We start from the raw sequence: 26,744 nt of genomic DNA on the forward strand, positions 1-26,744 counted from the left end.
CCTTCCTACTCCCATTCGTATAAGTGGAAGCGGCAATATTCTTGGAAGCCCAGACGCTGATAGACCGCATATCCCATCATAGAGGCTCCCAGTACCCCTACGCGATATCCCCGATTACGAGCATCTTGCAGTGCCGCCAATGTGATCGCCGCCCCAACACCTTTTCGGCGTGCCTGTGGTAGCGTGAAGACAAAATAAATTCCGGCCACGCCCGCAGCCAGGAACATAGACGTTGTCGCGACCGGCTTGCCATTTAACTGCCCTAGATAATGATGCCATGCCCCCTGCTCATCAAAGCCAATCTTCCCATACATCGCCCCGACCCAATTTGTCTCAATCTCACCCTCTCCAAATCCCGCTGCCAGTGTCTGTGTCCAGACCTGTAGCTCCTCTTCGTTGCCAACCCGTGTGATAGCCAATTCAGCAGGAAAAGAAATCTGTTCATTGATATTCAATAGATCGGCGGCCATGCCGGGTTCTTCACCACCGTCGCTGAAACCATGCGCCAGCAACCGTGTACCTAGATCCTCTGGCTGCATCGATGGCCCAACATGCCATGTGCCTGGTACATTATATGCCTGGAACCGCCGCGCCGAAGCCACAATTGCCTCATCCGCCGTCTCCGCCGTCAACCGTGCCCGCACCACACAATTATGATAGCCGATAGGAGCGCCACCAATCGTCCATTGAACCTCCTCGTCAGAGCGTTCTTCGCCGCCGCCCAGCCTACCCAATGTCAGCAAAAACTCGCAGGTATTCGCCTCGATGGCTTGAATAATGGATGAATCCTCAAGGTCGTGGAATGGCTGAAGCATAGCGTCCTCCTTCTTATGTGTTGCACCACTTATGTCCATTTCACCAGAGCGCGATTAATGCTGGCAACTGTAGGACAGCCAGCCAGTTTCATGGCTCGTTCTAATTCTGTCTGTAGGATCTTCAAGACCTGCTGAACTCCCTTGGAACCATCGACGGCCAGGCCCCAGAGAATGGGACGACCTACCAGTACAGCGCGCGCACCCAGGGCTAAAGCCTTGAGCACGTCAGTGCCACGGCGTATGCCGCCATCCATATATACTTCGCAGCGCCCACCCACGGCCTCGACAATTTCTGGCAATGCTTCAATACTTGATACCGCTCCATCTAGCTGTCGGCCACCATGATTGGAAACGATAATCCCATCAACCCCATGTTCAAGTGCCAGCACGGCATCTTCGGCCGTCAGGATACCTTTAAGCAGGATCGGTAAGTGCGTAATCGAGCGTAGCCAATCGATGGTTTCCCAGGTCATGGGTTCCCGTCTCAATTCTTCCTCTTCGACGCCAGTAACCATCTCTTTTAGAGCTGATAGTGGAATGCTAATAGTGTGTCGCTTACTCCGTTCTCGATTACCGAGAATGGGTAGATCTACCGTTACCACAATGGCCTGATAGCCTGCTGCTTCCGCCCTGCGTACTAATTCAGCGGCCAATTTAAGCGAATGGAAGATATACAGTTGAAACCAGAGCGGACCACTGGCCGCCTGGGCAATCTCTTCAAGGGTGCGTGTGGATTCGGTACTAGCAGTCATCAGGGTGCCAGCGGCACCAGCACCCTGGGCTGTTGCGTATTCACCTTCGGTATGACCCAGGCCATGCAATGCTGTAGGGGCAACCATAATAGGCATCTCTATCAGCTGTCCCAGCACAGTAGTACGCGTATCACAGTGGCTGACATCAACTAACATCCTTGGCCGTAGACGGATACGATTGAAATCGGTTCGATTGACTTGTAGCGTGACCTCATCATCACTACCACCGGCGTAATAATCCCAGTAAACCGGATCCATTAATTGCTTTGCCAGCGCCTCATATTCAAAAACGTTGATTGGATCCATCCCGCCTTTATCCTCCAGTACAAATTTTAGTTGTAGAATGATGCATAAAGTCTAACATATTACCACCAACAAACAGGCTCCACCTTTTGGGTTGCATTCCTTAATTGGTGCCCTGAACGTGAAGTATCATGCCCCATCATAGGTGACAGTGATATAATGAAAGACATTTAGATGTGCAAGGTGCCAGCAGTAGTTCCATACATCTGAATTCCAATCAATTTTCCGTGTACATAATCAGTGCATGGTATCTTTTTTTGTTTGCTCTCTTTGAGTAATTTCAATGCTATACAGTGCGTCTGGATCCATAAAGACAGTTGGGGGACTCCTGATACATTTTTGTGGATGAAAGGAAGGCTATGTCAAACGTAACAACAGCTCCGTATGGTTCATGGAAGTCGCCTGTGACGACCGATCTGATCGTCGCGGAGACGATTCGCTTTGGTCTGACCGCGATCGATGGGGATGATATTTATTGGATTGAGGGACGTCCATCGGAAGGTGGTCGGAATGTGATTGTGCGCCGTTCAGCTGACGGTACTTTAACAGACATGAATCCTCAGCCATTTAATGCTCGTACACGGGTCCATGAATATGGCGGTGGTGACTATGCTGTCAACCAGGGCACGGTCTATTTCTCAAACTTTGCGGATCAGCGTCTCTATCGTCTGGTTCCTGGCTCGGATCCTGTGGCTATGACTCCCGCCGTTGATCGTCGTTACGCGGACATGATCGTGGATCAGCAGCGTCAGCGCTTGATTTGTGTGTGTGAAGATCATACCAATGTCGATCGTGAGGCGGTCAATCTGCTGGTAAGTATTCCTCTCGATGGGGATGTCAACGAAGGCGTGCAGATCTTGCAGGCCGGCAATGATTTTTATTCGACGCCACGCTTGAATCCTGATGGTTCGCGCCTATGCTGGCTTACCTGGAATCATCCCAATATGCCCTGGGATGGCTGTGAGCTCTGGGTTGCCGACCTGGATGAATCGGGCTTCATCGGTAGCGCCCAGCGTGTAGCCGGGGGTCCTGAGGAGTCTATCTTCCAGCCTTCCTGGTCTCCTGATGGCACCTTATATTTCGTCTCTGATCGCACCAACTGGTGGAATCTCTATCGTCTGGTGGATAATCAGGTTGAGGCTGTATGCCCCAAAGAGGCCGAGTTTGGACTACCTCAGTGGGTCTTTGGGATGTCCACCTACTCCTTTGTCTCAGCCGAGCGCATCATTTGCTGGTATGCAGGTCCCTCTGAGTCTGGTCTGGCCTATATCGATACCAGGACCAATACCCTGACGCCGATCTCTATTCCATTTTCTTCGGCGACCAGTATTCAAGCCAATGAGCGCCAGATCTTATTCCTGGCGACCTCTCCAACCTCTTCTGGTTCACTGGTACGCCTGGATCTTCCCTCGGGTCAGGTCGAGATTCTGCGTCGCAGCCAGAACGCGGTCATCGATACCGGCTATATCTCAGATGCCGAGTTGATTGAGTTCCCCACGGAACATGATGTAACCGCTTATGCCTATTATTATGCGCCGAAAAACATTGATTTCTCCGCCCCCCAGGACGAGCTACCGCCACTGCTCGTCATCAGCCATGGTGGTCCTACCAGCGCGGCCTCAAGCAAGCTAGATCTCAGCATCCAATTCTGGACCAGCCGTGGTTTCGCCGTGGTAGACGTAAATTATGGCGGCAGTAGTGGTTATGGCCGTGCCTATCGTGATCGTCTCAAAGGCCAGTGGGGTATCGTCGACGTCGATGACTGTGTCAACGCCGCCAAATACCTCGTCGAGCGCGGCCTCGTAGACGGCGAGCGTCTAACCATCCAGGGAGGCAGCGCTGGTGGCTACACCACCTTATGTGCCCTCACCTTCCGCGACACCTTCAAAGCCGGAGCCAGCCATTTCGGAGTCAGCGACCTCAACATCTTCGCCTACGACACCCACAAATTTGAGTCTCGCTACCTCTATGGCCTGATCGGACCCTACCCTGAGCGCAAAGACCTCTACGACGCTCGCTCAGCCATCAACCACACCGATCAACTCTCATGTCCAGTCATCTTCTTCCAGGGCCTGGAAGACAAAATCGTACCGCCTAGTCAGGCCGAACTCATGGTTGAAGCCCTACGAGCCAAAAAACTGCCCGTAGCCTACCTCGCATTTGAAGGCGAACAGCACGGCTTCCGTCGCGCTGAAAACATCAAACGCGCCCTCGAAGCCGAACTCTACTTCTACTCCAAAATCTTCGGCTTCCAACCCGCCGACACCATCGAACCAGTCCTGATCGAAAATCTCTAATCACAAAAACCACCCCCCCAACGGGATTTGTTGGGGGGTGGTTCACCTCGCATCACGATTCGTATCGGCAGGGCTTGTCCCTGCTACCGGTACACGTATGATATGCTGCTCAAACACGTATCCTGACGCTGATAGATTCAAGTACATCCAGCCTCTGGATTGGACATGGTCGTACGTTGGACGGGGCGCAGGGACAAGCCCTGCCGCTACTGTGAATATTTGTCTTTTTGCGTTTTTTGCATCGATAACGTAAGCATAAGATCATAAGAAGCCTACGCCACTCGTGTTATCGCCAGATAAGTGTATCTTCGTTACCGGGTACACGTGTCCCATTGTCTCCATTGGCCTGTCTCCAGGCGCACCGAACTTCTTGCCGGGCGATTAGTTGCAGCATACATTGATCGTATTCTTGTTGCGTAAAGTGTCCAAAGTTATTGAGCAATAGTTGCTGGCGTAGATCGGGCCAGCGGCGGATCCGTAGTGCTATGCCTTGCTGTGGTATCTCCCGACTCAGTTGCAGTAGATCTTCATCTCGATGCTTCTGCTCCTGTTGCGCAAACCATTCTTCACTGAGTACGCCTTGATAGCTTTGCTGATAGGTGTTGCGCCTGTAATGACAGAGGGCATCATTCATAATCAACAGGCTTTCTGGTCGCCTGGTGGCATAGATAAGGGTGTAGGGCAGGGATGTAATGCTGGCCGGACCACTCTGGACCGGCAGATCGATGGCCTGTGGGGACCAGAGGAAGTGTCTCCTCATTGAGGTGATAAATAGTTTCAAAAAGCCTTTATTGACCTCGTCCCCTTGCTTGGAGGCCAGTGTTTTCCAGCGATCACTACGTAGCAGGGCGGTCAGTGCCTGCGCCTGTCCGACTTTACTATGGGCTTCCTGGAGGCGTAGCTCGATCTGCTTATGGGCGATTAAAAAGAAGAGTTCGGTTGGCGCGGTCCGCTTATAGAGTGGTAACAGGTCTTCATAGCTGAAGATCGCCGCACCGAGTGGATCCAAGAGGAAGATGGCCGGTGCTTGCTCTAGCTCTGTTAATAATGTGGGAGCACTTTCAAGCCAGCTACTCGCCAGAATGCCGCCTTCTTTTGGCCAGGATAATGCTTGCTCGCTGGCCTTCTTGGCTTCTTTCACTGCACGTCGTGGACCACTTCCGGCCGTTAATAACAGGCTCTGTAACGCGATAGGACGGCTCTCCTGGGCGAGGGACTGGGCCAGTGCAGTGATTGGCTGTAAGGCAGCAGGTACCGCCGCTGTCGCGCTCTTCTGGCGTTTCTTGCCTTTGGTACTATCCGTTTCGGTTGGCATGGATGGAACATGCAGGCTTTTAGGTGTATAGCCGCCTAAGGCGTCGATCCAATAGCAGCGCCGAAAGATACGCATCGCACCTAGCGACCGGCAATAGTCCGCCACATATGCATCTAAGAGCCAGTGACGCAGCAACGACAAAATGGCGCGGTCGGTAAGGCGGCGTATGCTGCGTGTTGCAGCGACCTGCCCATTCTCCACTGCGCCTGTTTGTGTGCCATTATATTCATCCGGGTGTGTCCATAGTTCCATCTTGTGCGTATTTTATCACAAAGAGGTATATTTTTTCGCGTCCTCCCTGATCGCTACGAGTTCAGCCATGCACGCTTGCCTTGACAGAGCATTCTGTATGTGATAAATTATCACTAACAAAATAAAAGTAACTATTATGATGATAGTGAAGATATAAACAGAGACGGAACCATTCGAGATGGGGGCGCTTGCCCTGAGGAGAAAAACATTGGAAAATCAAGTTCTTGGTATTCATCACGTGACTGCTATCACCGATGAGCCGCAGCGAAACGTCGATTTTTATGCAGGAATTTTAGGCTTGCGCTTCGTGAAGAGGACCGTAAACTTTGATGCCCCTGATACCTATCATTTCTATTATGGGGATGAACTTGGACGCCCTGGCACCATCCTGACCTTCTTTTCATGGCCTGGCTATCCTAAGGGTCGCCGTGGTACAGGTCAGGTATCCGCCATCGCTTTCTCGATTCCTGAGTCTGCGCTGGCATACTGGCAGGATCGCTTATCGCGCAACGGTGTCTCGGTTGAGGGACCCATTCCGCGCTTCGATGATCAAGTGCTGCTTTTCCAGGATCCTGATGGTTTGTCGCTGGAGTTAATTGCCCATCGTGATGGTGAGGCTGGCACTCCCTGGGCTGAAGGTCCAATTCCTGTCGAATATGCTACGCGTGGCTTCCATAGTGTCACCCTTTCGGTGGCTTATGCTGAGACGACCACCAAAGTATTGACCAATGTACTGGGTTTCCACGAAGTTGGACAACTGGGTAATCGCCGCCGTTACCAGGTTGGGGAGTCTGGTCCCGCCACCCTGGTTGATGTGTTGGATCTGCCCAATGAGCGCCGTGGTCAGGAGGCCGTTGGCTCCGTTCACCATGTCGCCTGGCGTACTGCGACCGATGAAAATCAAGTCGCCTGGCGTGAGCGTATCGCTGAAGTTGGCTTGCGTGTTACCGAGATTCTGGATCGTAACTACTTCCATTCGATCTACTTCCGTGAGCCCAGTGGTGTCTTGTTTGAGATCGCGACCGACCAGCCAGGTTTCGCCGTTGATGAAGATCCTGCCGAACTGGGCACGCACCTGAAGTTGCCCGAATGGTTTGAGTCTCGACGCGCTGAGCTTGAGCGTGTACTACCACCAATCACCATTCCAACATCCGAACAAAACAAGTAAGTAAGCAAGCAAGAACCTGAAAAGGTAAGGAATATAGACACATGAATTCAAAGAATGTACCTACATTTACCGATTTCGTACACCGTTTTGTACCTGCACAGTCACAAGAGGGGACTACACCCACCTTACTGCTACTACACGGAACGGGTGGAAATGAAGAAGATCTGCTCGACCTGGGACAGATGCTCCTCCCAGGCGCAGCCTTCTTGAGTCCACGTGGAAAGGTGTTGGAAAATGGCATGCCCCGCTTTTTTCGCCGTCTGGCCGAAGGGGTCTTTGATGTTGAGGACTTGAAGCAGCGTACCCATGAACTGGCTGACTTTGTGCAGTCGGCTAGCGAGGTGTATCATTTCGATCCCACCAATGTGATCGCCGTTGGTTACTCCAATGGAGCCAATATCGCGGCCAGCATGCTGCTCCTGCGGCCCGACATATTGCGCGGAGCCATCCTGCTACGCCCGATGGTCCCATTCGCATTGGAGAAATTGCCCGACCTATCGAAGACATCCGTCTTCATCAGCGCCGGCCGTTTCGATCCAATCGTGCCGACCGCCCAGACCGAACAACTCGTCCAGGTCCTGCAGCAATCTGGTGCCACCGTCACAACCCACTGGCTCAACGGAGGCCACGGCCTGAGCCACGAAGATGTCCGCACCGCCAAAGCCTGGCTCAACCAGTTACCATAACCGCCGCTCTCCAACGTAGCAGCAGGTCTTGCACCTGCGACCCGTTCACGTACGAAATGTTCCTCAAACACGTAACTGTGTTGAGGCAAGCACAACGAAGCACATCTAGCCTCTGGCTTGTCCCCGATCGTATATCGTACAGGTCGCAGGTGCAAGACCCAATACATTCAACGTAACGATGTTTCATACCCGATCATGATCATGGTCGGGTAATTTTGCGTGGGCCAACGTAACGGTAACCCGCAAGGGGATTGCCCTACATCTGTCGTTTTTCTTGTTCTTTTGTTTTAAGCTGGAATGAATATGTATGTTGTAAATCTACGGTAAAGTAACCTGTAAATGACTCGTGTAGGGTAATCCCCTTGCGGCCGTGGGCCGTCTCCTCGCTCCACGTCGAGGTTCCTGTTTACTTTTTTATATCCCAGATTTTGGCCTGGCTAAAGATGGCGGTCGTAATGGTATTATTTGGTGAATCCACCCCGGTATCATTGCCACCGGTCGCCATCACACCTACATCGCCGGTTTCAAATGGAGCATTAATGGTATCAGTGACCTCACTCACCTTTTCTTTATTCAGGTACAGCGCGATCGTCGTGCCTTGCATCGTTACCGCCAGCGTGTTGTTGACATTGAGTCCATGCTTGAATGAGGTCAGCGGTGGCTTAGCATTTTTGTAGCCATCCATATAGTTGGTGCAGACCCAGTTATAACATTTCTGTAGCGAATAATTGCCACTATCAAAGATCTCAAAAAAGTAATATTGCCCGGTTGCACCAGTACCACGAAAGACAATACCGGCCCCACTGAAGCTTTGTCCGATGTTAGTGAAGCTAACATTGACCTGATAGGTGAAGTCGCTATGTGGATGGTTATTTTGGAAGCAGGACATAGGTGCCAGCGCTGGTGCCCTGACCTGATAGCCCTGTGGCGTAAATGTGCATTGTCCGCCTGTGATACCAGTTGGATCAACCCCCTCTTGCCAACCATTGCGATTACTGGTCAATGCATCGTTCAGGACGAGCGTGCTGGCACCATCTGGAAGATAGCTATTGCTTGTCTCTAATTTAACTTGCGCGGTCTGCGTTGCCTTTACAACCTGCGTAGCTTTTGCCGTTGTGTTGGCGTGTGAAACTATACTGGTCGCCGTGGCATTCTTCTGGTCCAGTGCCGCTTGTTGTGAGGCATTTGAAGCATTATTCATTGATACCATAGAGATTGTGATAGCACTGCCGATAATAAGGAGTAATACAACGGCCACAATTATCAAGTTACGTGTATTTAAATAGGACTTTGTTGCCCTTTGAAATGGTGCCGCAGGTGTCTTGATGCTATCACTGAAAGCAGATGGCCTGAACCTGGAAATCGTGGAGCCAACCAGTTGTCCGCTGGCCGGTTGAAAAGACTTTCCGGTAAAGCTCGTATGATTGGGATCGCTCCCATTTCGTTCATCGTCTGTGGGATGCATGGCCTTTGAGACCGCAGGCCGGTTGCCTGCAGGCGTCATATAACTTCCAAGTGGTAGCGGGCGTGCACCTCTTGGCATTGAGGTCGACGTTGGCATAGATGGCATATCGGCCTGCGATGCATTTGGCCTTGTTGGCATATCAGGCGTATCGGTTGGGGTCTTGTTTGGATAGATCGGCATATCATCCTTGGAGTCAGGCTCTGGTGTGATAATCCGTATATCTGAACGCAAATTGCCAGATGCCTCGACTGGAGTACTGGGATTGAGAGGGGGAAATGGTGGCATATTGTTCATTGATGTGCTACCAATCGGTATCGTCCTGGCGGATCTGCTCGCAGAGGTAGGGACAGGGGGTGTCGCCTGTGGCTTCAATGGTTCTTGCTTAACCGATTGATAAGCTGAACGCTCCTCTTCTGGAAAGCGATGTGTGATTGGGCGTGGCGTTTTTTCGGCCGCTATGGCTGAAGGCGTTAAACGCTGTGATTGTGAGCGTGCTGTATCAAACCGCTCCTGCAATGTTTTTGTATTTATGGATGTACTGGTCCCCTTCTCGTTGGTAACTGTATCTGAGGGACGCTGCTGACCGAGCCCACAGGCCTCTTCGAGGGCCTGGGCAAAATCTCGTACATTGGGAAAGCGCTTCTGTGGATCTTTTTCGAGTGCGCGCATCACGACGGCTTCCACTTCTTTCGATACCTGTGGCGCCTTTTCGCGTATCTGTGGTGCAGGTGAGAGGACTTGCTGGCTGGCAACCTCGAAGAAAGAGCCTTCAAACGGACACTTACCGGTGAGCCATTCATAGGCAATCACGCCAAGCGCATATTGATCGCTGGCCGGACGAGGCTTCCCTTGTAGCTGTTCAGGAGCCATATAAGCGGCCGTACCAGCAGTCTCAGTTGGTGAGTGGGAGATGGTACTGTATGCAATTAAGGCCAGACCAAAATCGCCTAGCAAGACTTCATCGTTGTTGCTTAAAAGCATATTTTCGGGTTTAACGTCTCGGTGGATGAGTTTTTTATCATGGCCATATTGGAGCGCCGCAGCCGTTTGTTTTATATACGGGACAAGTTGTGCGGCTGGCATGGGTTTACCTTGCAAAAAGCGCTGCCGAAATGTTCCACGTGGAGCATAATCCATAACCAGGAAAGGAGTATTATCCTGGACGCCGAAGTCTAGCACGCGAATGATAGAAGGATGGACCAGGTGGGCAATGGTACGGGCCTCATTGAGAAAGTTTTGTATGTTACTTTCACCCAGGCGAACCTGTAAAATTTTGATTGCAGCCTGAGTGCGCAAGTGGATATGTTCGCCCAGATATACATCGGCGAAGCCTCCTTGCCCAATCAGGCGTAGTAATTTGTAATTCCCTAATTGCTGACCAATACGGTCTTCCATACTTCACTCCTTCGGCGCGTCGGCATATGATTGTCATCTCATCCTACTATAAAACGAATGCACCAACAGGGAGTAGCTTACCAGTTGTTATGCAGTACGTAAAGGCTATTGACCTCAAAATACCCAAAATGTGTACCTCCCAGTTCTTTAGGGAGAAAGAGGTTGCTGCGGGGACACCCCGCACCCCGGCAGGAGGGCTGGCCGCCCTCCTGCACCTCTCGCATTGGATGAGAGGTACCCATTTTTCAGATTTTTCAAAAATCTGGAATGACTCATTAGCCAGATGGTGTCCTACCCAAATAGATGATATGCAATTTTTACACATATGTAACGTTATGATGATAGAGCCAAGATTATCTGATAAAGTAGAGTTGACAGTCTTCGTCATCTTCCGTACACTTCTTATGTAGGAGTGAGTGCCTTTTAGCGTAAGGTAAGGGGGCGACATTTTTTGAATAGAATGCATTGTCCACATTGTTCTGCGCCATTGCCAAGAAAAACATCTGAATATTGTGCTCTCTGCGGCGAGGCATTTTTGCCTGCCTTAGATTTTGCTGATACTTTGGATGTTACTGATATTCCTACCAGGCACTTGAGTTCCGCCCCGGCCCTCTACACTTCTATGGGATCTTCGGTTGGCCCGGATGATGACGAGCGTACAATCAAGCAGAAAACCTCCACGACTCCTGGCTCATCTTCACGTGGTGTGTCACGTGGGAAGAGTGAGGAGTCTCAGCGTCAACTTACCTGGCAAAAAGTAGTGGAAACGCCTCGGCGGCCAATAGCTACCTATCCACCACGTCCGCCGCTTCCACCTCAGTCGTTGCCGGTCTTACGGCATATTCCGTATGGCTGGTTTGCCGTTCCGCGTCTGCTCTTTGGACCCAGATTAATATTTTGGTTCTCGCTGGCCCTGATAATCCTCTTAATTGGCGGTGGTACGCTGGGAATGGTTGAGGCCTTAAAAAGCACTTCGGCCGCCGATCAACGTCCAGCCGGACCAGCCTTACAGGTGAACCCTTCGAGCGCTGATATTGGCACAATTTTATCTTTAAGTGGCGTTGGCCTGTCGCCTCGTGCCCAGATTGGTCTTTTCCGGGATAATGCTATCCCTATTATGGATACCAATAATGCGTCGGCGATTTTCGCGGATAATGATGGTGCCATCAATGATACGGTTCTTATCGCCCAGGATTGGGGTGGTGGCCCGCATACCATCATGCTAGAGGATGCGCGTACCCATCGCTATATCTCTACGCCTCTCGAAGTAACCGGTAATATAGGACCACTGCGGCCCGCCCATTTCAAAATATCTGTTGCTGCGCTCGATTTCATGGCTGGCGATCAGGCCACAAACACTTTAAAGAAAATATCTTTATCCAATAGTGGTGCCGGCCAGATTTCCTGGCAAGCTACTACAACGCAGCCATGGCTGATGTTGAGCCCACAAACGGGTTTGCTATCGAGCAATATGCCACCAACGGATGTCATGGTGGCCGCCAACCGTGCCAATTTACAGCCTGGAGATTACACCGCCCAGGTTGTCTTCTCATCCACCGCCGGCGATATTCGTCTGCCAGTTAATATGCAAGTCCTACCATTGGAAGCTGGCCACCAGCCTGTCCTACAGTTATCTCCGGCCGTCCTCTCATTCACTGGCGCGGATGGCGGCAAGGATCCCGATCCACAGGTAATTACCGTAAGCAATCCAGGTTCGCTCCCCTTGGATTGGCAGGCGACTTCGGATGCATCCTGGTTGAAGGTGGCGCCACAAAATAATCGTGTCCAACCTTCTATGAGCTCAGCGGCAAAGGTGAGTGTCGATACCAGTTCATTGTTACCAGGTACACATAGTGCCCACCTGACCTTTAGTGGAACCGGACCCAATGCTGCACTGCATAGTCCTCAGAGTGTGTATGTAAGTGTCACGATTACGCCTAATTGTGGCTTGCTGATCTCACCTGGACTCTTGAATCTGACCAGCACTCAGCAGCAGGGACAGGTCTCGAAAACCATCTCTCTGGGTCAGACTGCGAGTTGTTCCGGCTCGGTCGCCTGGACTGCCCAGAGTAATACTTCCTGGCTGAACATTGATCAGAAGCAGGGGACAACCTCTTCAACACCATCTATCACGGCCAGTGTGGCTGGCTTGAATCCTGGCACATACAATGGTTCGATCACATTTACCTCCGGCCATGGTAGCCAGGTATTGTTGGTAAGTTTGAGTGTGCTACCCAATAATTCACCGGCATTAAGTCTGGGACTCTCTACACTCTCTTTCAGCACAAATGCCGGTGGTAGTAGTCCGCCTGCCCAGCAGCTAACCCTATCAAATACCGGCGGCAAAATGCTTTCCTGGTCCGCCACCGGGGTTGTTCTTTCTGGCGGTAACTGGCTCTCTCTGGATAAAGCCCATGGACAACTGAATGCCCACCAATCGACGACCATAAACGTGCGGGCAGCCTTGCTTAATACTCTGACCGCCAATACCTATACTGGCTTGATCCGTGTCTCAGCTGTAGATGAGACCGGCCATGCGCTCGTCAAGAGTCCACAGAACATACCTATCACCTTTGTTGTCGGGGCGGCCTGTTCATTGCAGGTTCCTTCACAACCGTTGACTTTCTATGGTTATACGGGACAGACCATAGCGACTGGCCTGAACAATTCCAGGACGGGTCAGGCGGTGACTATGACGGCCAGTACTTCATGTAAATCACCATTGAACTGGCGGGCCAGTGTCACGACCACTAGCGGTGGCAACTGGCTGCATACCGCGCCTGCTAGCGGCACGCTGGCCCCCAATAAATCGGCATCGACCCAGGTGAGTGCAAACCTCACTGGTCTGAAGGCTGGCAATTATGCGGGCAAGCTACAGATAACCGCCACGGATAGCGCTAATCAGAACAAAGTAATAAATATCCAGACGCTGGATATCTACTTGAATGTGCAGCCGCCTTGTACCTTACAGGCTCCTTCACTAGCCAGCCTGGATTTCTCCAAACTGGCTGCCGCTGGCTCTGCTTCACAAAGCATTAAAATCGGGGTCATTGGCACTTGTTCCGCTGGGAATATCTCGATTGTACCGACAACCGCCTCCTCGCTGACAAAATCCTGGTTGACGGTCTCACCAACCAATGCCGTCATTAAAAGCGGTGGCAGCGCCACCTTTACCGTGACCGTAAATAGCGCTGGTTTAGCCACTGGCCAACAATATACCGGATCCGTTTCCTTCGCCGCTCTAGATGCAGGCATCGCGATCGTCGGTAGTCCGCAATCTCTTCCTGTTACTATGAGCCTTGGTGGTACACCAAAGCTGACGGCAGGCCCTACAGGCTTAAACACCAATGTCACTCCTGGCAAGACTTCACAGCCGATCGCTATTAACAATGTTGGCGATGCTGCCCTGGATTGGACCGCCTCCTTACAGGCTGGTACGGCGCCATATTTTTCGCTCTCAGCTTCAGCTGGTAAGCATCTGGCGGCCGGTGGAACTACCAGCGTGGCACTCTTAATGGATACAACCAATGCGGCACCTGGTAGTTATGTGGCGAATGTGCTGGTCAGCGCGACCAATAGTTTAACTGGAGAAGATGTGGGTAGCGTCAGAATTCCTGTGACGATCACTGTTGTGATGCCACCCACAATGGCCGTAGATAAAACCAGCCTCAATTTTAGTGCGCTCGAAGGGGATACTCCTGCCGATCAGTTCATCACGATCAGTAATATTGGTGGGGGAACGATCATCTGGACGGCTTCTGCGCCTGATCAACCCTGGTTGAGGCTAGGTTCTAACACTGGACTTGCTAATGCCAGCACGACCTCAAAACTGGTCTTTAAAGTAAATACGAGTGGATTGAGTGCGAGCGCCCAGCCTTATGTGTCGACCGTTACGATTACGCCATCGGCTGGTAATCCTGTGTTGATCGCTGTCAATTTGACGCTGAGTGCTCCGGCTCCAACACCTACACCGACGACTCAGCCAGCCTCAACTCCTCAAGTGCAGATAACGCCAACCGCACAGGAGACTCCTACGCTGGTCGTCTCTACGACGCCTGCTGTGAACTCATCACCAACTAGCATCGTCAGGACTCCTGTATCGATACCTTCACACGTGCAAATAGCGCAAAAAATACAGCAACCAGCGCAAGTAGTTCAGCCGACAACAGCGACTAGAGAAGCGGTACATATAGATTCAAGCGGACAGCCGGTAGAGATTATCCGATCAATTCTGCATCATTCGCGGTAGCCTGCCAATACCTTAGCTTTGGCGACTTCTCCGCTATCATGCACCCAATCTTCTTTACCCTGTTCATCCTGTTTAATCGGAGTCTCCATCAGGACCGCGACATGAGCCAACCGGGGATCTTGTAGGAGTGTCATGAGGCCTGTCTGTCCAATGATTCCTTCGCCCAGCCGTGCATGTACATCTCGATGACTGCCCAGCGCTTTTTCCGTATCGTTAAGATGGATCACCTGAAGTCTTTCTAAGCCAAATGTGTCGTCACACTGTTGCAACACATGCATTGAGGCCGCAGGCGTGGAAATATCATGTCCTCCACCCCATAGATGCGCCGTATCCAGGCACACGCCTAGCCGTTCTCGATACTGTGGTAGCGCAGCCAGCACCGTATTCAGATGCTCAAATTTACTCCCTAACGAATTGCCCGCGCCCACATCATTTTCCAGTAGTAACATCACCTCTTCAGGCGTCTCCGGTAAGATGCGCTCAATTGCCTGAATGATACGGGCCAATCCAACCTCAATACCGGCCCCCCGATGGCTTCCCGTATGGAAGACCACATACCTGGCACCCAGCAAAGCTCCACGCTGTAGTGTCCACGTTAGCAGCGCAATCGACTTCTCCCAGATCACATCATCGGTTGTCGCCAGATTGATCAAATAAGGAGCATGCAATACCACCGGATCAAGCTGATGGACACGTGCGGCCTCCGCGAAGGCTAAGCACAACTTTGGATCATCGGCTGGTGGTTTCCAACCGGTAGGATTACTGGCAAAAATCTGAATAGCTTCACAGCCAATCTGTTGAGCTAGCTGTGCAGCCTTAACCATCTTAGAATTTGTCGGCATATGGCGGCCAATGCGCATGGATATCTATTCCCCATTCTCTAAAATTTACTGCCCATTATCATCCGGCGCAACCGCCATGGAATCGGTCGCAGTCTCAGTTATATGTACTCCTGGTAGCTCGCGCAAAGATGTCAGACCAAACTGCTGTAAAAACTCGGCCGTCGTCGCAAAGAGCGCGGGACGCCCAACCGTAGGGGCGCGACCAACCTCTTCAACCAGACCATGTTGAAGTAAACTAAGCAGCGCGCGATCGCTATTGACGCCACGAATCCCTTCAATCTGGCTCCGCGTAATTGGCTGGCGATAGGCGATAACTGAGAGTGTCTCTAACGCCGCGGAAGTCAGTCGCGCGGACATTGGGAGTCCCAACAAAGCCGCCACATAGCGTGCATTCTCTGGAGCCGTCACCAGCTGAACCTGCTCCCCTAATTGTTGCAGGCGTATGCCGCGTAGTTGCTGTGCAAGATCCTGTTCCAACCACCGTAGCGCGTCACCCAGCACCTCCTCATTCACCGCCAATAACTTCCGTAGCTCCCCCCGCTCCAATGGCCGTCCCGCTACAAACAACAAACTCTCAATCGCGGTCGCCAACTCTTTACACATCTCTTCTATCTGCTTATCCTCATCCCGCATCTGCTGTTCCATAGTAAGGGAAAGTATACCATGCAGAACCACCCCGCGCTATCGCAAGGACTCCCTCTCAAGGTGAAGTCGGCAACTACATCCGTGAAGTCAAAAAAGCCGTCGATGCCTGGCATGCCGGTCGCATCCAGGTCTAAATCCCTCTCTCGAATGAGCATTGTCAAATGCTCATTCGAGCCCTCCCCTCACAAGTAATAACCCCATGAACGGTGGTTCGCATAAGTGTATGCTTAATACATTTGTATGCATAAATAATAGTATTGCACAAAATGACAATAAATTAATTATAAAGTAATATGGAGTGATTCATATTGACTAATATACTATGAAATGCTATAGTCATCCGTGAAAAGTTTTTTCGATCTGCGTTTTCTTGCCCCAAGAAACGCAGGATAGACGCAGATATGTTGTAGTGTTGGATTAGGGAGGGGAAAATATGTCCTCAGCATCAAATACGCCTGTAACTGCGACTGCAGCTGGCGGTTCAATCAATATTACCGATCTCGGCGGACTTCATTATTCGTTAAATCAGTTGCTCCGTATCCAGGGCGAACTGCAATCGTTGATTGACCATGACTTGCCTATGTTGAATAATGCGCTCACCGCTTCAGTAAACGGCACGACCGTAAATGCATATATCAATAACTATTCCACATGGCTGCACGCGGTCACCAGTGTTTCCAGCGATATGCAGGCTCTGTTCAACTACCTCAATCCCATTGTGGCTGCAGTTGATAATACACTGGGCTACTAGGGTTCGCTTTTATCATACCTTGGGAGAAAAATGCTTTTATGTATAGTGCATAAAAAGGCGATTTTTCTCCTTTTTTGCGCGCCTATGATTAGCGTTGCTGACTCCAGTGGATCTGCTTCAGGGCGTATTTTAGCTGCTCATAGCGCTCAGTCTCATTCGCTCCCATAACGGGTAGCGCCAGTTGGATATGGTGTGCCTGTCGATCCTGGGTGACGAGCAGGCCACGTCCAGGTATCGGATCCATGGGATAGATGCGTCCAAAGAATTCTGCGCGTTGCTGTTCGTTAATGAAAAGGCTGATACGCGTGCTGATTTTGTTTAACAGATCGGCGGATAAATGGCGCATACCAACCTCGGCGGCCGTGATGACGGTATATGCTCCCAGGGCGCGGGCTTCGGCGCAGCTAAAGATAAGCTTCTTGAGCGCCTGACTGGCCATGGGTCGCTCGGTAAAACGTTGGTACTGGCTTACGATCAGCAGGAATATTGGCAGTCCTTCGTTCGTGTTCCAGAGCTGATGAAAGGTATCATCGTTCCAGCGCTGGCTGTTATAGCGCTTGCGGCGTTGGGCAATGAGCTCCAGACAGTAATTCGACAGCTGTATAACCTCGTCATCGGTAGCCCCGTCAGTCCACAGACTTTTGCCCGTGTGCGCTAACTGTGGCAGTCCACGAAAAAGCTCAAGATCATGGTTGGGATCAATAACGGCACAGATAAGTTGAGATGGACGGTAGCGCGCTGTGAGCCATAATAGTAACGTTTGTAGTGCTGTACCTTTGCCGCTATTCAGGGCTCCCAATAATAATAATGGGCCGCCGGTCAATGCTCCCCTGCTCCCATGGAGATCAACTACCAGTGTCTCCTGTTGCTGGCTTTCTGGCTTATCAATTAATCCCAGTGGTATTTGCATCGATGGTTTCTGGCTCTCATGTGGAGCGCGATGCAGTATTTCCTGGATCGTTAATGGGATCAATGTCTGGCGTGCTTTGCCGCTAGCTTTTGGCTCACCCTGAAAAAGGACCAGTGGATCTGGCAAGATATGCGCCTCTGGCGTAGGTAGCGGCTGGGGCCAGTAATAGATGCTGTCGCGTCTGGCATCGTCCGGCGTATAAGCCTGGCAGATCTGTTCGATTAAGATATCTGATGCCTTCAATGTTTTCTGTTGTGGATACATTGGCAGACGTGGGGTTGGCTCGATATGTATATCCATGGTTTTTTCCCATCCCTTCCCTATTCTTGATTGGTGAACTGGACGCTTTTCTGTTTATTGGTGAGCTGGATGCTTTTCTGTTTGTTGGTAAGCTGGATGCTCTTTTGCTTGTTGGTGGTATAGAGATTCTGAACAAACGGCGTAGTTGGCATAGAGATACGTGCCGCTTGAAAGAGATCCAGCTGGTTGTCGCCATGGAGTAGATAGCCACGACCTGGAATACTGGCGGGTAGGGTTGCTGCGTCGATACGGCGTAAGACTTCGCGGCTATCCTCCGGTGAGGCACAGCGCAGGCACAGACGATATTGCACATAGTCACGCAGCTTACTTCCGATAATCCCCTCTGGTCGTTGGGCTGCCAGTAAAAGGTGCATCCCAATCTCACGACCGACGCGCGTAATCGTAAACAGCTCTTCAAGCACACTGTCGGTACGCTTAACCATCTCAGCGAACTCGTCGATGATGATGATCAGTCGCGGAGTGGCCCGCCCTTCTCGCAAGCGTATCTCGCGTCTTGTGGCTTCAGCTTTGAGCATCAGAATAAAACGCTGTATCAGCGCTTCTGACGAAACATTCGATAGAAAACCGATGGTATGGGGGAGATGACTGAACGGTTCTAATGCCAGTCCTGCCTTATAGTCGATCAGCAGAAAATTGACTTCGGCTGGTGGATACGCTATGGCCAGGGCTGAAATGATCGTTTGCAGTAGCTCGCTCTTGCCCGAGCCCGTCTGGCCGATAAGTAGTCCATGTGGACCATCCTTGAGCAGGTCCAGATATTGGATCTCGTCTGCCATTTTAAGGCCAATTGGCAGGCGCAGCGTTGGCGTTCCATCTGGTAGTCGTAGCGCCGGATCCTGCCAGTATAATGAGGGATCATATTTTGCCAGATCCAGGTGTGGCTCGAAGAGGCTGCACAGATCAACCTGTATCCGTAGCTCCAGCCGCTTAGGTGTGGTTGGGCGCAATGGTTGGAGCTTACGGGCCAGGTAATGGAATGCCTCCTGTGAGCCCTGATCTAACCATTGGCATTGTATTGCTGGTGGCGCATCCGCCGCCAGATAACGGATCTGAGCCTGGACGCTGGCTGTCTCTTGTTGTTGATCCACGGTGTTACGTAGTTCTAGTAATATGCTGGTGTTTGGCGGCATAGCGCTGTGCTCGCTACAGATGGTAATTACCGAGACCCCAAGGGCTCTGGCGGCATTGAGGGCCAGTGTCATCTCTGGCCGTTGCAGTGGCGCACTGGTCAGCCGCGATCGATGAATCGTACCTGACGCCGTTGGTCGTGATGGTATGCGGGCCAGTGGCAGAAACGAAGGTGGCTGATTCAGATCCTTAACCGGATCAAAGTGGTCCACCACGATAATCAGGCGCGGCAGAATGGCTCTGGCCTTATCTTGAAGGTGTGGCTGAATATCTCCTAGCAACAGTTCTCGGCGACTTACCTCGCGTGAAATGAGTGGCAGTAGATTGAGGACCGCCTCGTTGCCAATGGCGACGGCGTGCTCTTGTTGTGTGTTATCAATTTCCTCACTGGTCAGCCGGGGATCATAAAGTTGTGTATGCGGTAACTCTTCCGCCCACTCCCATACTTCACGCTGGCTTTCTGGCGCCAGGATCATGATACGGACGTCATCGGGCGAGTGATGGTATGCAAGGTTAGCCACCATCAGCATGGCCTGCTGACGAGCTTGTGAGGGCTCTGTATCTACATCCAGAATTGCCATTGTCCCTTGTTCCGCCAATGAAATGCTGATGGGTACGATCAGCGATGTATAATCATGTGCTAATGTTTCAAGCTCATTCCATTGTCTTGCCTGTATCGATGTAGTGGTGCCAGTAGATGGAGCGGATACGCGTTTGATCTGAAAGGTTGGCGGGCGCTCTCCCATCCCGATACGTACGGCGAGAAAATCTGGATCATCGGGTTTGCGTGACCAGAGCTGTATATCTTGATTATTGAAGCTTCTTTGTAAGATGGGTGTGTATGTGAGTTGTTGATAGATATGCTCTGGTACTGGCGTGGGTATAATCAGCGGAGGATCTAATTCCAGCCGTCCTTGCCGTTCCTGCAAACTTAGCAAGCGGAGCTGTTTTTTGACGGATGTTATTTTTTGTGTGTAACTGTGTTGTAATCGCCGTTTTTGACGCCGCGCCGGTATCCATTGAAACAAGAAGTTCAGGAGTGCACCGATCATGACGCAGCTACTCATAATAAAGATGCCTACAATGAAAAAGCTATTTCCACCAAAGCGTGGCATGATCACGATATAGGCAAACATCCCGGCCATACTACACAGCATGGTGATCAATGTAAGCGGATTTGCATTGTTTTGATGGCCTGGTGGATTGGGTAATTCGACGCCAGCCTTGCTGATTTCTGGCCAGATGCGTGCTTTACGTGTAATAGTGGATAGTGGTTGTTTGGACAATCCGGTCCCCTCCTCAACATAACCCTGCAACATTCTTTAATTATACTATTGTATTGTGTTATCTTAGCAAAAAATATTCGTCCCGGCAAATTATCATGGAGCTATCTCTCACTGTTTGTATATTGTACTGATGACATGAAAGTAGGTTACATATGGTGCAACGGACGCAAATGCCCCCTCAAACCGAGATCTTTACCGACTATGGCTGGTATGACAAAGGTAATCTTCTTAATCGGCTGACCGCTGATCGCTGTAATTATATTGAGTCGCGTATCGAGCGTGTCTTTGGTCGCTCGGCTCTGGCGCAGCAGGAAATCTTAGAAGTTGGCTGCGGTGGCGGCTTGCTCTGCCGTGAACTCGCCCGCCGTGGCGCGCTTATGACCGGACTGGATCCTTCGGCATCGTCCTTAACTGGTGCGCGTCGCTATGTACAGCAAGGACATCTTGGCCATAATGTGGCCTTTGATCTGGGGTCCGCCGAAGCTTTGCCCTACGCGGATGGCAGTTTTTCCGCCATCGTCTGCCTTGATGTTTTAGAGCATGTTCAGAATCTGCCATTAACCATTCATGAGATTGCGCGCGTGCTGGCTCCGGGCGGGATTTTTATTTTTGATACCATCAATCGGACCTTCCTGGCACAACTGGTATTGATCTGGATTGGTGAGCGCTTCTTCCAGAAACAAGGTCTGGTGCCGGGACTTCATCAGTATGCCTCTTTTATTAAGCCAGGCGAACTCCGGACTCTGATGACACAGGATGCGCTACAGATTCAAGAACTGACTGGCTTTATGCCAAAGTTGGTTGAGGGACGCTTGACCCTTGCTCCGGGTTGGTTTAAGGGCGTTTCTTATATTGGTTATGCCACAAAAGGAAGGGCGGAACAGAGAAACTCTTAAGCAATTACTGCCATTATTCTATTCTAGCCAGAATTGCTGGTCCTCTTTGGACATGGTACTGCGTGCGATGGCGTCGGCAAAGCTTTGCTTGTGTGGACCTTGCTGGGCATTGCGTGCGGCCTCACGGGTCTGACGGCGATTTAAGGTAACGGCTGGCTGACTTTCTGTGAGCGAGCCACTAAATTGCTCGATGCTGACCTGGAAGAATTGGGCCAGGCGTTCTAATTGGCGTTGGCTCAGACTGACCAGTTCAATGGCGCCGCTTTCAAATTTGTTCCAGACGTCAACGCTGAGGCGCAGTCCTCTGGCGGCCTCGACTTTACTGAGGCTACGACTTTTGCGTAACTCGGTGAGGGTCGCGAAGGCCTGTTCCGTCACGAAAACGCGATTCAGGGCGTTGCCAAGCGCACGTTCCGTCAATGGTAGCAAACTTGCCTGTGGATCAATACGCTCATTGCCGCCTGTGGCCTGATAGCCAGCGATAAAATCGATCAGCTCATCCTGTTGTGATGGATGCTCCTGGAGTAGTCGCATCTGGGCCTGGGTATCGCCTGCTTCTTTAGCGGCGAGCCAGGCCATTTTTAATTGTAGTAATTTGGGAGTGTTCACTTGAGTACTCCTTTCCGTTCCTTTTGTGATTTGCTTGGCATTATGATTGCTGTGACAATGTTGATGAATATGGATTATAACCTTCTCTTATCACACATTCGCGCAGGTAGCCACGGGCGCGCTCATACCGCAGTCGTACCGTTCGCTCAGTCTTTTTACAAAGGCCCGCGATATCATCCCACTTGAGTCCTTCAATAGCCCGTAAGATCATAATCTGGCGATCCAGAGGATCGCGTAGATACGTCAGGATACGCTGGCTTTCATCTTCGGCATGCATTTCTTCAAACTGATCTCGTGGATCTGCGACATCCGAAGTCGGTTGATTTTCATCATCCGCGGCAGCGGGTCGCAAGGTCTCAACCAGTGAACGTGGCACATGCTGTGGTCGTCCCGCGGGACGGCCCTCTGCATCGCGTCGATAGCCCAGTCCTTCTTGACGTAGGACCCGGTTAAATTCATCGACACAGAGGCAGCGCAAGTAATGGATAAAATTCTGTGTGATAAATATTTCGCTGGGATCTTGAGCTTCGCGTAACAGGTGCTCACCCATGTTCGCGATTGCCTCTTCCCGTAATTCTGGTCTATGGTGTAAGCCCTGCGTATGCCGTTGAAACGCTGGTGCGCACCGTCGCAACAGCACCTCACAGAGATAACGAACTCCGGCTATATTATTCGCAGCCTTCAGTGCGCGAATACTTTTAACAAGCTCAATTTCACCAATCTCATAGCGTCCCTCTGCTGTCCGACGGTGTAAGCGCTCATGAAACGCAGGATCACTCAGGTCGATCATTCAGTCCCCCAAAAGTAGTACTACGCTGGTTCGCTTTCGTGCTCCTACCAACTCTATTCTTCTCGTCACGCAAAAAGCGGAAATCTTTATAGATCTATCTTATCCCTGGTGCTTTTCACCAAACCTGACTGGCATGGCATGTATCCTTGGAACAAGAGGATGATAACCTATGACAGGCATGCTCCCCCGATCCGCTTCGAGGATACTGTAACTAGAATAACAGAAATCCTAAAATGTGAAAAGCACCAGGACTCACCTATCTCTTCTAACTACTTCTCGCACCCTTAGCGCTCAAATATTTTTAGACCCACAACCCATATCCCATCCCAACAAAGAAAAGAAGAGTAAGCTAAGCATATGAAGCAACTCATATCCCATCCCCATCCTAATAAAGAGGAGTGAGCATGTGAAGCAACTCATATCCCATCCCCATCTTAATAAAGAGGAGTGAGCTTTGGAGGCGGCCGCAGCCGCCTCCAAAGCTCACTCCTCTTTATTACCAAGCGAGCGCCGCAGGCGCGAGGTGTCAAAGAATAGCCAACAATGTTGCTAAACAGTATCAAACAAACTGCTCACCGACTCACCATTGTGATTACGACGAATAGTCTCAGCAATAAGAGGCGCCATCGAAAGCACCTTCATATTCGGCAAACGCTTCTCAGCAGGTATCGGCACCGTATTCGTGGTCACAATTTCCTCAATATCAGGCTGGCTCTTCAGACGATCAATCGCCTTACCCGTAAATAATCCATGCGTACAGGCAATAAAGATACGACCGACATTACGCTGGCGTACATGTTGCAGGATCTCAACGATAGTACCACCATTAGCGATCTCATCATCGATAATAATCACATCTTTATTACTGACATCACCAACGATACTATCAATGATCACCTTATCATCGCTCACACGTTTTTTGCTACCAGCGGCAACCGGTAGATTCAGCAAGCGGGAGAAGTAGGTGGCTGACTTGGCGTTACCCAGATCCGGTGAAACGACAATGCCATTGGTTAAATTATACTGGCGGAAATGCTGCGCCAGCACATTGAGGGCGTTAAGATGGTCAGTTGGAACACTGAAGAAGCCATGGACCTGGGGAGCATGGAGGGCCACGGTAATCACGCGGTTCGCTCCCGCCGTCTGGAGAAGATCAGCCACCAATCTGCCAGCAATCGAGATACGCGGAGCATCTTTCTTATCCGAGCGGGCATAGGCATAATATGGTATGACAGCCGTCAGACGCGCCGCAGAAGCTCCACGAGCCGCATCTAGCATAAATAACAGCTCCATCAGATTCTCTTGTACCGGAGTGACCAGTGGCTGTACCAGATAGACATCACTTTCACGGCAGTTCTCGTTCATCTGAACATAGAGGCAGTCGTTGCTGAAATGTTGAATATGGGTCGGTGAAAGTTGAAGATTCAGATATGCACTGATCTCCCGGGCTAAATCTGGATGAGCATTGCCGCTAAAAATAGTAATGTCACGCATAGCATTTATCCTTATACTCTTACTCAAGATATGCAATGAAGTCAATAAGGCACAGAATACAGAAGCAAAGCATCCCTGCGGATTCTTTTCTTTTCTTTTGCGATCGGTGGAACTTACCTTTGCTATTGTGACACCTGTATTGTTGTAGCGTCAAGATGAGGTGCCGTAAAGTCCTCTCTTAGCCTGCGCTAATACCGTATTTTTGCTATGTTGCTGCTTCTGAAGTTTAAAGCAGCAACATAGCATCGCCAAAGCTGAAGAAGCGATAGCGTTCGCGGATGGCTTCTTGATAAGCGCGCTCCATCAGTTCTTTGCCCATAAATGCGCTAACCAGCAGCAGCAGGGTTGAGCGGGGTAGATGGAAGTTGGTGATCATGGCGTCAACAACCTGGAATTTTGTTCCGGGCGTGATAAACAAGTTTGTATTGCCTTTATACGCGGCGATCTTGCCATCATAGAAACTGGCCACGCTCTCCAGCACCCGAACCGAGGTGGTGCCAACAGCGACGACGCGCCCGCCAGCCTTCTTTGTCTCGTTAATCAGCTCCGCAGTCGCGCTATCGAGCTCAATCTCCTCGCTGTGCATTTTATGTTCACTGACATTCTCATGCTCAACCGGCCGGAACGTATCGAGTCCGACGTGCAAGGTGACGAAGCCAGTACGCACACCCTGTTGACGCAATCGCTCTAACAGCTCAGGTGTAAAATGCAGGCCAGCAGTTGGCGCGGCCGCCGAACCTTGAATACGTGCATAGACCGTCTGATAGCGTTCCTGATCCTCCAGGGTCTCATGGATATACGGGGGAAGCGGCATACGCCCGATTTCGTCGATACGCTGGCGTACAGTGAGGACGTTATAAGGATCGCCAGGATTGCTGGTTTCCTGATCAGGTACCTGGAAATGGACGATGCGTCCACCGGCTTCGGTACGTTGCAGGATTTCTCCAATGAGCCTCGGCTCTTGATCTGGGGCGCCAAAGTAGATGCGCGCCCCTTCACGTAGTCGGCGTCCTGGTCTGACCAGTGTCTCCCAATGGTCTGGACCCAGCTCACTGCGTTCAGCGAGGAGCAGGACCTCGGCGGCGCCTCGGGTCTCAGCCCGGTATCCCAGCAGACGCGCAGGAATAACCCGGCTCTGGTTCGCGATTAAAAGATCACCAGGTTTAAGATAATCGCCTAGATCGCGAAAATGGCGGTGTTCCATTGTTTCTGTTTGCCGCTGAACCACCAGGAGCCGCGAGGAGTCTCGCGGCTCGATGGGTGTCTGTGCAATCAGTTCTAACGGTAAATCATAATCAAAATCACTTATTTTCAGGGTGTTGTCCACGGACTTAATCCACCTTCTCCACCTGGTGGCGTAATGCCTAGATGCTGATATGCGGCACGCATGGCGATACGGCCACGCGGGGTGCGCGCAATAAAACCTAATTGTAATAGATAGGGCTCATACACGTCTTCAATCGTCTCTGAGTCCTCACTGGTACTGGCGGCCAGCGTGTCCAATCCAACCGGACCACCATTAAACTTTTGAATAATGGTCAGCAACATGTTGCGGTCAGTCTGATCGAGTCCGATCTCGTCGACCTCCATGGCGTCCAGCGCTGCTTTGGCGATCTCACCAGTAATAATGCCATCGCCTCTGACCTGCGCATAGTCACGGACACGTTTGAGCAAGCGGTTAACGATACGCGGGGTACCTCGTGCACGACCAGCGATCTCTTCAATGCCCTCGGCTTTCGCTTCCACCTTCAGGATTCGCGCTGAACGGGCCACGATCAGTCTCAATGCATCTATATCATAATATTCCATACGATAAATGGCGCCAAAACGATCACGTAAAGGGGCGGTCAACGAACCGACCCTGGTCGTAGCTCCGACCACCGTAAAAGGTGGCAGGGAGAGCCGCAGTGATCGAGCGCTTGGACCCTTACCGATCATCACATCCAGGGCGAAATCTTCCATCGCGGAATAGAGACGTTCTTCAACGGCGCGTGCCAGACGATGGATCTCATCGATAAACAGGATTTCTCCGGGTTGCAGTGAGGTTAGAATAGAGGCCAGATCACCGGCATGCTCAATGGCTGGACCCGAGGTGGTACGCAGGTTCACGCCCATCTCGGCGGCGATAATATTACAAAGGGTCGTTTTTCCCAGTCCTGGTGGACCATAGAGCAGCACGTGATCAACCGACTCGTTACGGCGACGTGCGGCTTCCAACAAAATACTCAGGTTGTCTTTGATTTTTTCTTGACCAACGTATTCTGCTAGATGGCGAGGACGCAAGCTTCCTTCGATCAGTTGTTCCTCTGCGCTGATATTTGGTGAAACGAGGCGGTCCCCCATATCTCTCTCCGATATGAAACTAGTGTTCTACA

General features: G+C 51.1%; 19 protein-coding genes. 6 read left to right on the top strand and 13 right to left on the bottom strand.

The features are described from left to right. Positions 1-5: 5 nt before the first annotated feature. Together EL633_RS09795 and EL633_RS09800 are read right to left on the bottom strand one after the other, a co-directional pair. Positions 6-815, bottom strand: coding sequence for a GNAT family N-acetyltransferase (locus tag EL633_RS09795; RefSeq protein ID WP_126627005.1), 810 nt, complete (start codon positions 813-815; stop codon positions 6-8). Between the two features lie 29 nt (positions 816-844). Further along, the gene (locus EL633_RS09800) at positions 845-1,873 is read right to left on the bottom strand and encodes an alpha-hydroxy acid oxidase (protein WP_126627006.1); all 1,029 of its coding nucleotides are present in this window, start codon (positions 1,871-1,873) and stop codon (positions 845-847) included. A 356-nt stretch (positions 1,874-2,229) separates the two neighbouring features. Here EL633_RS09800 and EL633_RS09805 point away from each other — a divergent pair, with 356 nt between their 5' ends. After that, the gene (locus EL633_RS09805; protein WP_126627007.1) at positions 2,230-4,167 is read left to right on the top strand and encodes a S9 family peptidase; all 1,938 of its coding nucleotides are present in this window, start codon (positions 2,230-2,232) and stop codon (positions 4,165-4,167) included. A 286-nt stretch (positions 4,168-4,453) separates the two neighbouring features. On the opposite strand, the gene EL633_RS09810 is transcribed toward EL633_RS09805, so the two are convergent. Further along, positions 4,454-5,734, bottom strand: a complete 1,281-nt coding sequence (locus EL633_RS09810) for a hypothetical protein (RefSeq protein WP_126627008.1) — start codon at positions 5,732-5,734, stop codon at positions 4,454-4,456. A 208-nt stretch (positions 5,735-5,942) separates the two neighbouring features. Here EL633_RS09810 and EL633_RS09815 point away from each other — a divergent pair, with 208 nt between their 5' ends. Then, positions 5,943-6,902: a ring-cleaving dioxygenase gene (locus EL633_RS09815; protein ID WP_218027449.1), complete on the top strand. Its 960-nt coding sequence runs from the start codon at positions 5,943-5,945 to the stop codon at positions 6,900-6,902. A 41-nt stretch (positions 6,903-6,943) separates the two neighbouring features. After that, positions 6,944-7,588 (top strand): alpha/beta hydrolase, encoded by a 645-nt coding sequence (locus EL633_RS09820; RefSeq protein WP_126627010.1) that lies wholly within the window; start codon positions 6,944-6,946, stop codon positions 7,586-7,588. 406 nt (positions 7,589-7,994) lie between these two features. On the opposite strand, the gene EL633_RS09825 is transcribed toward EL633_RS09820, so the two are convergent. Beyond that, the gene (locus EL633_RS09825; protein ID WP_126627011.1) at positions 7,995-10,448 is read right to left on the bottom strand and encodes a serine/threonine protein kinase; all 2,454 of its coding nucleotides are present in this window, start codon (positions 10,446-10,448) and stop codon (positions 7,995-7,997) included. 460 nt (positions 10,449-10,908) lie between these two features. On the opposite strand from EL633_RS09825, the gene EL633_RS09830 reads away from it, so the two are divergent. Further along, positions 10,909-14,697, top strand: coding sequence for a BACON domain-containing protein (locus EL633_RS09830; RefSeq protein WP_246039209.1), 3,789 nt, complete (start codon positions 10,909-10,911; stop codon positions 14,695-14,697). Here EL633_RS09830 and EL633_RS09835 read toward each other — a convergent pair. Together EL633_RS09835 and scpB are read right to left on the bottom strand one after the other, a co-directional pair. Beyond that, positions 14,685-15,557 (bottom strand): deoxyribonuclease IV, encoded by an 873-nt coding sequence (locus EL633_RS09835; RefSeq protein ID WP_126627013.1) that lies wholly within the window; start codon positions 15,555-15,557, stop codon positions 14,685-14,687. The genes EL633_RS09830 and EL633_RS09835 overlap by 13 nt on opposite strands. Before the next feature lie 27 nt (positions 15,558-15,584). Next, on the bottom strand, positions 15,585-16,172 hold the full coding sequence (scpB, locus tag EL633_RS09840; protein ID WP_218027451.1) for an SMC-Scp complex subunit ScpB: 588 nt from the start codon (positions 16,170-16,172) through the stop codon (positions 15,585-15,587). A 445-nt stretch (positions 16,173-16,617) separates the two neighbouring features. Here scpB and EL633_RS09845 point away from each other — a divergent pair, with 445 nt between their 5' ends. Next, positions 16,618-16,935, top strand: a complete 318-nt coding sequence (locus tag EL633_RS09845; RefSeq protein WP_126627014.1) for a hypothetical protein — start codon at positions 16,618-16,620, stop codon at positions 16,933-16,935. An 88-nt stretch (positions 16,936-17,023) separates the two neighbouring features. On the opposite strand, the gene EL633_RS09850 is transcribed toward EL633_RS09845, so the two are convergent. Both EL633_RS09850 and EL633_RS09855 read right to left on the bottom strand, forming a co-directional pair. Continuing rightward, positions 17,024-18,145 (bottom strand): FtsK/SpoIIIE domain-containing protein, encoded by a 1,122-nt coding sequence (locus EL633_RS09850; RefSeq protein ID WP_126627015.1) that lies wholly within the window; start codon positions 18,143-18,145, stop codon positions 17,024-17,026. A 20-nt stretch (positions 18,146-18,165) separates the two neighbouring features. Continuing rightward, positions 18,166-20,580, bottom strand: coding sequence for an FtsK/SpoIIIE domain-containing protein (locus tag EL633_RS09855; protein ID WP_161982065.1), 2,415 nt, complete (start codon positions 20,578-20,580; stop codon positions 18,166-18,168). A gap of 152 nt (positions 20,581-20,732) precedes the next feature. Here EL633_RS09855 and ubiG point away from each other — a divergent pair, with 152 nt between their 5' ends. Then, positions 20,733-21,476, top strand: a complete 744-nt coding sequence (gene ubiG / locus EL633_RS09860; RefSeq protein ID WP_126627017.1) for a bifunctional 2-polyprenyl-6-hydroxyphenol methylase/3-demethylubiquinol 3-O-methyltransferase UbiG — start codon at positions 20,733-20,735, stop codon at positions 21,474-21,476. Positions 21,477-21,494: 18 nt separating this feature from the next. On the opposite strand, the gene EL633_RS09865 is transcribed toward ubiG, so the two are convergent. From EL633_RS09865 to ruvB, 5 genes are all read right to left on the bottom strand, one after another. After that, the gene (locus EL633_RS09865; protein WP_126627018.1) at positions 21,495-22,085 is read right to left on the bottom strand and encodes a helix-turn-helix domain-containing protein; all 591 of its coding nucleotides are present in this window, start codon (positions 22,083-22,085) and stop codon (positions 21,495-21,497) included. A gap of 40 nt (positions 22,086-22,125) precedes the next feature. Further along, entirely contained in the window at positions 22,126-22,875 is a 750-nt protein-coding gene (locus tag EL633_RS09870) for an RNA polymerase sigma factor (protein ID WP_126627019.1), read from the bottom strand. 549 nt (positions 22,876-23,424) lie between these two features. Next, positions 23,425-24,369 (bottom strand): ribose-phosphate diphosphokinase, encoded by a 945-nt coding sequence (locus EL633_RS09875; RefSeq protein WP_126627020.1) that lies wholly within the window; start codon positions 24,367-24,369, stop codon positions 23,425-23,427. Positions 24,370-24,595: 226 nt separating this feature from the next. Next, positions 24,596-25,696 carry a tRNA preQ1(34) S-adenosylmethionine ribosyltransferase-isomerase QueA gene (gene queA, locus EL633_RS09880; protein WP_246039111.1) on the bottom strand — a complete coding sequence of 367 codons (1,101 nt, stop codon included), beginning with the start codon at positions 25,694-25,696 and terminating at the stop codon, positions 24,596-24,598. After that, on the bottom strand, positions 25,681-26,712 hold the full coding sequence (gene ruvB, locus EL633_RS09885) for a Holliday junction branch migration DNA helicase RuvB (RefSeq protein WP_126627021.1): 1,032 nt from the start codon (positions 26,710-26,712) through the stop codon (positions 25,681-25,683). Before ruvB ends, queA begins: the two co-directional genes overlap by 16 nt. Positions 26,713-26,744: the final 32 nt, after the last annotated feature.

It is taken from the genome of Dictyobacter alpinus (genome assembly GCF_003967575.1).
GTDB classification, from domain to species: domain Bacteria; phylum Chloroflexota; class Ktedonobacteria; order Ktedonobacterales; family Ktedonobacteraceae; genus Dictyobacter; species Dictyobacter alpinus.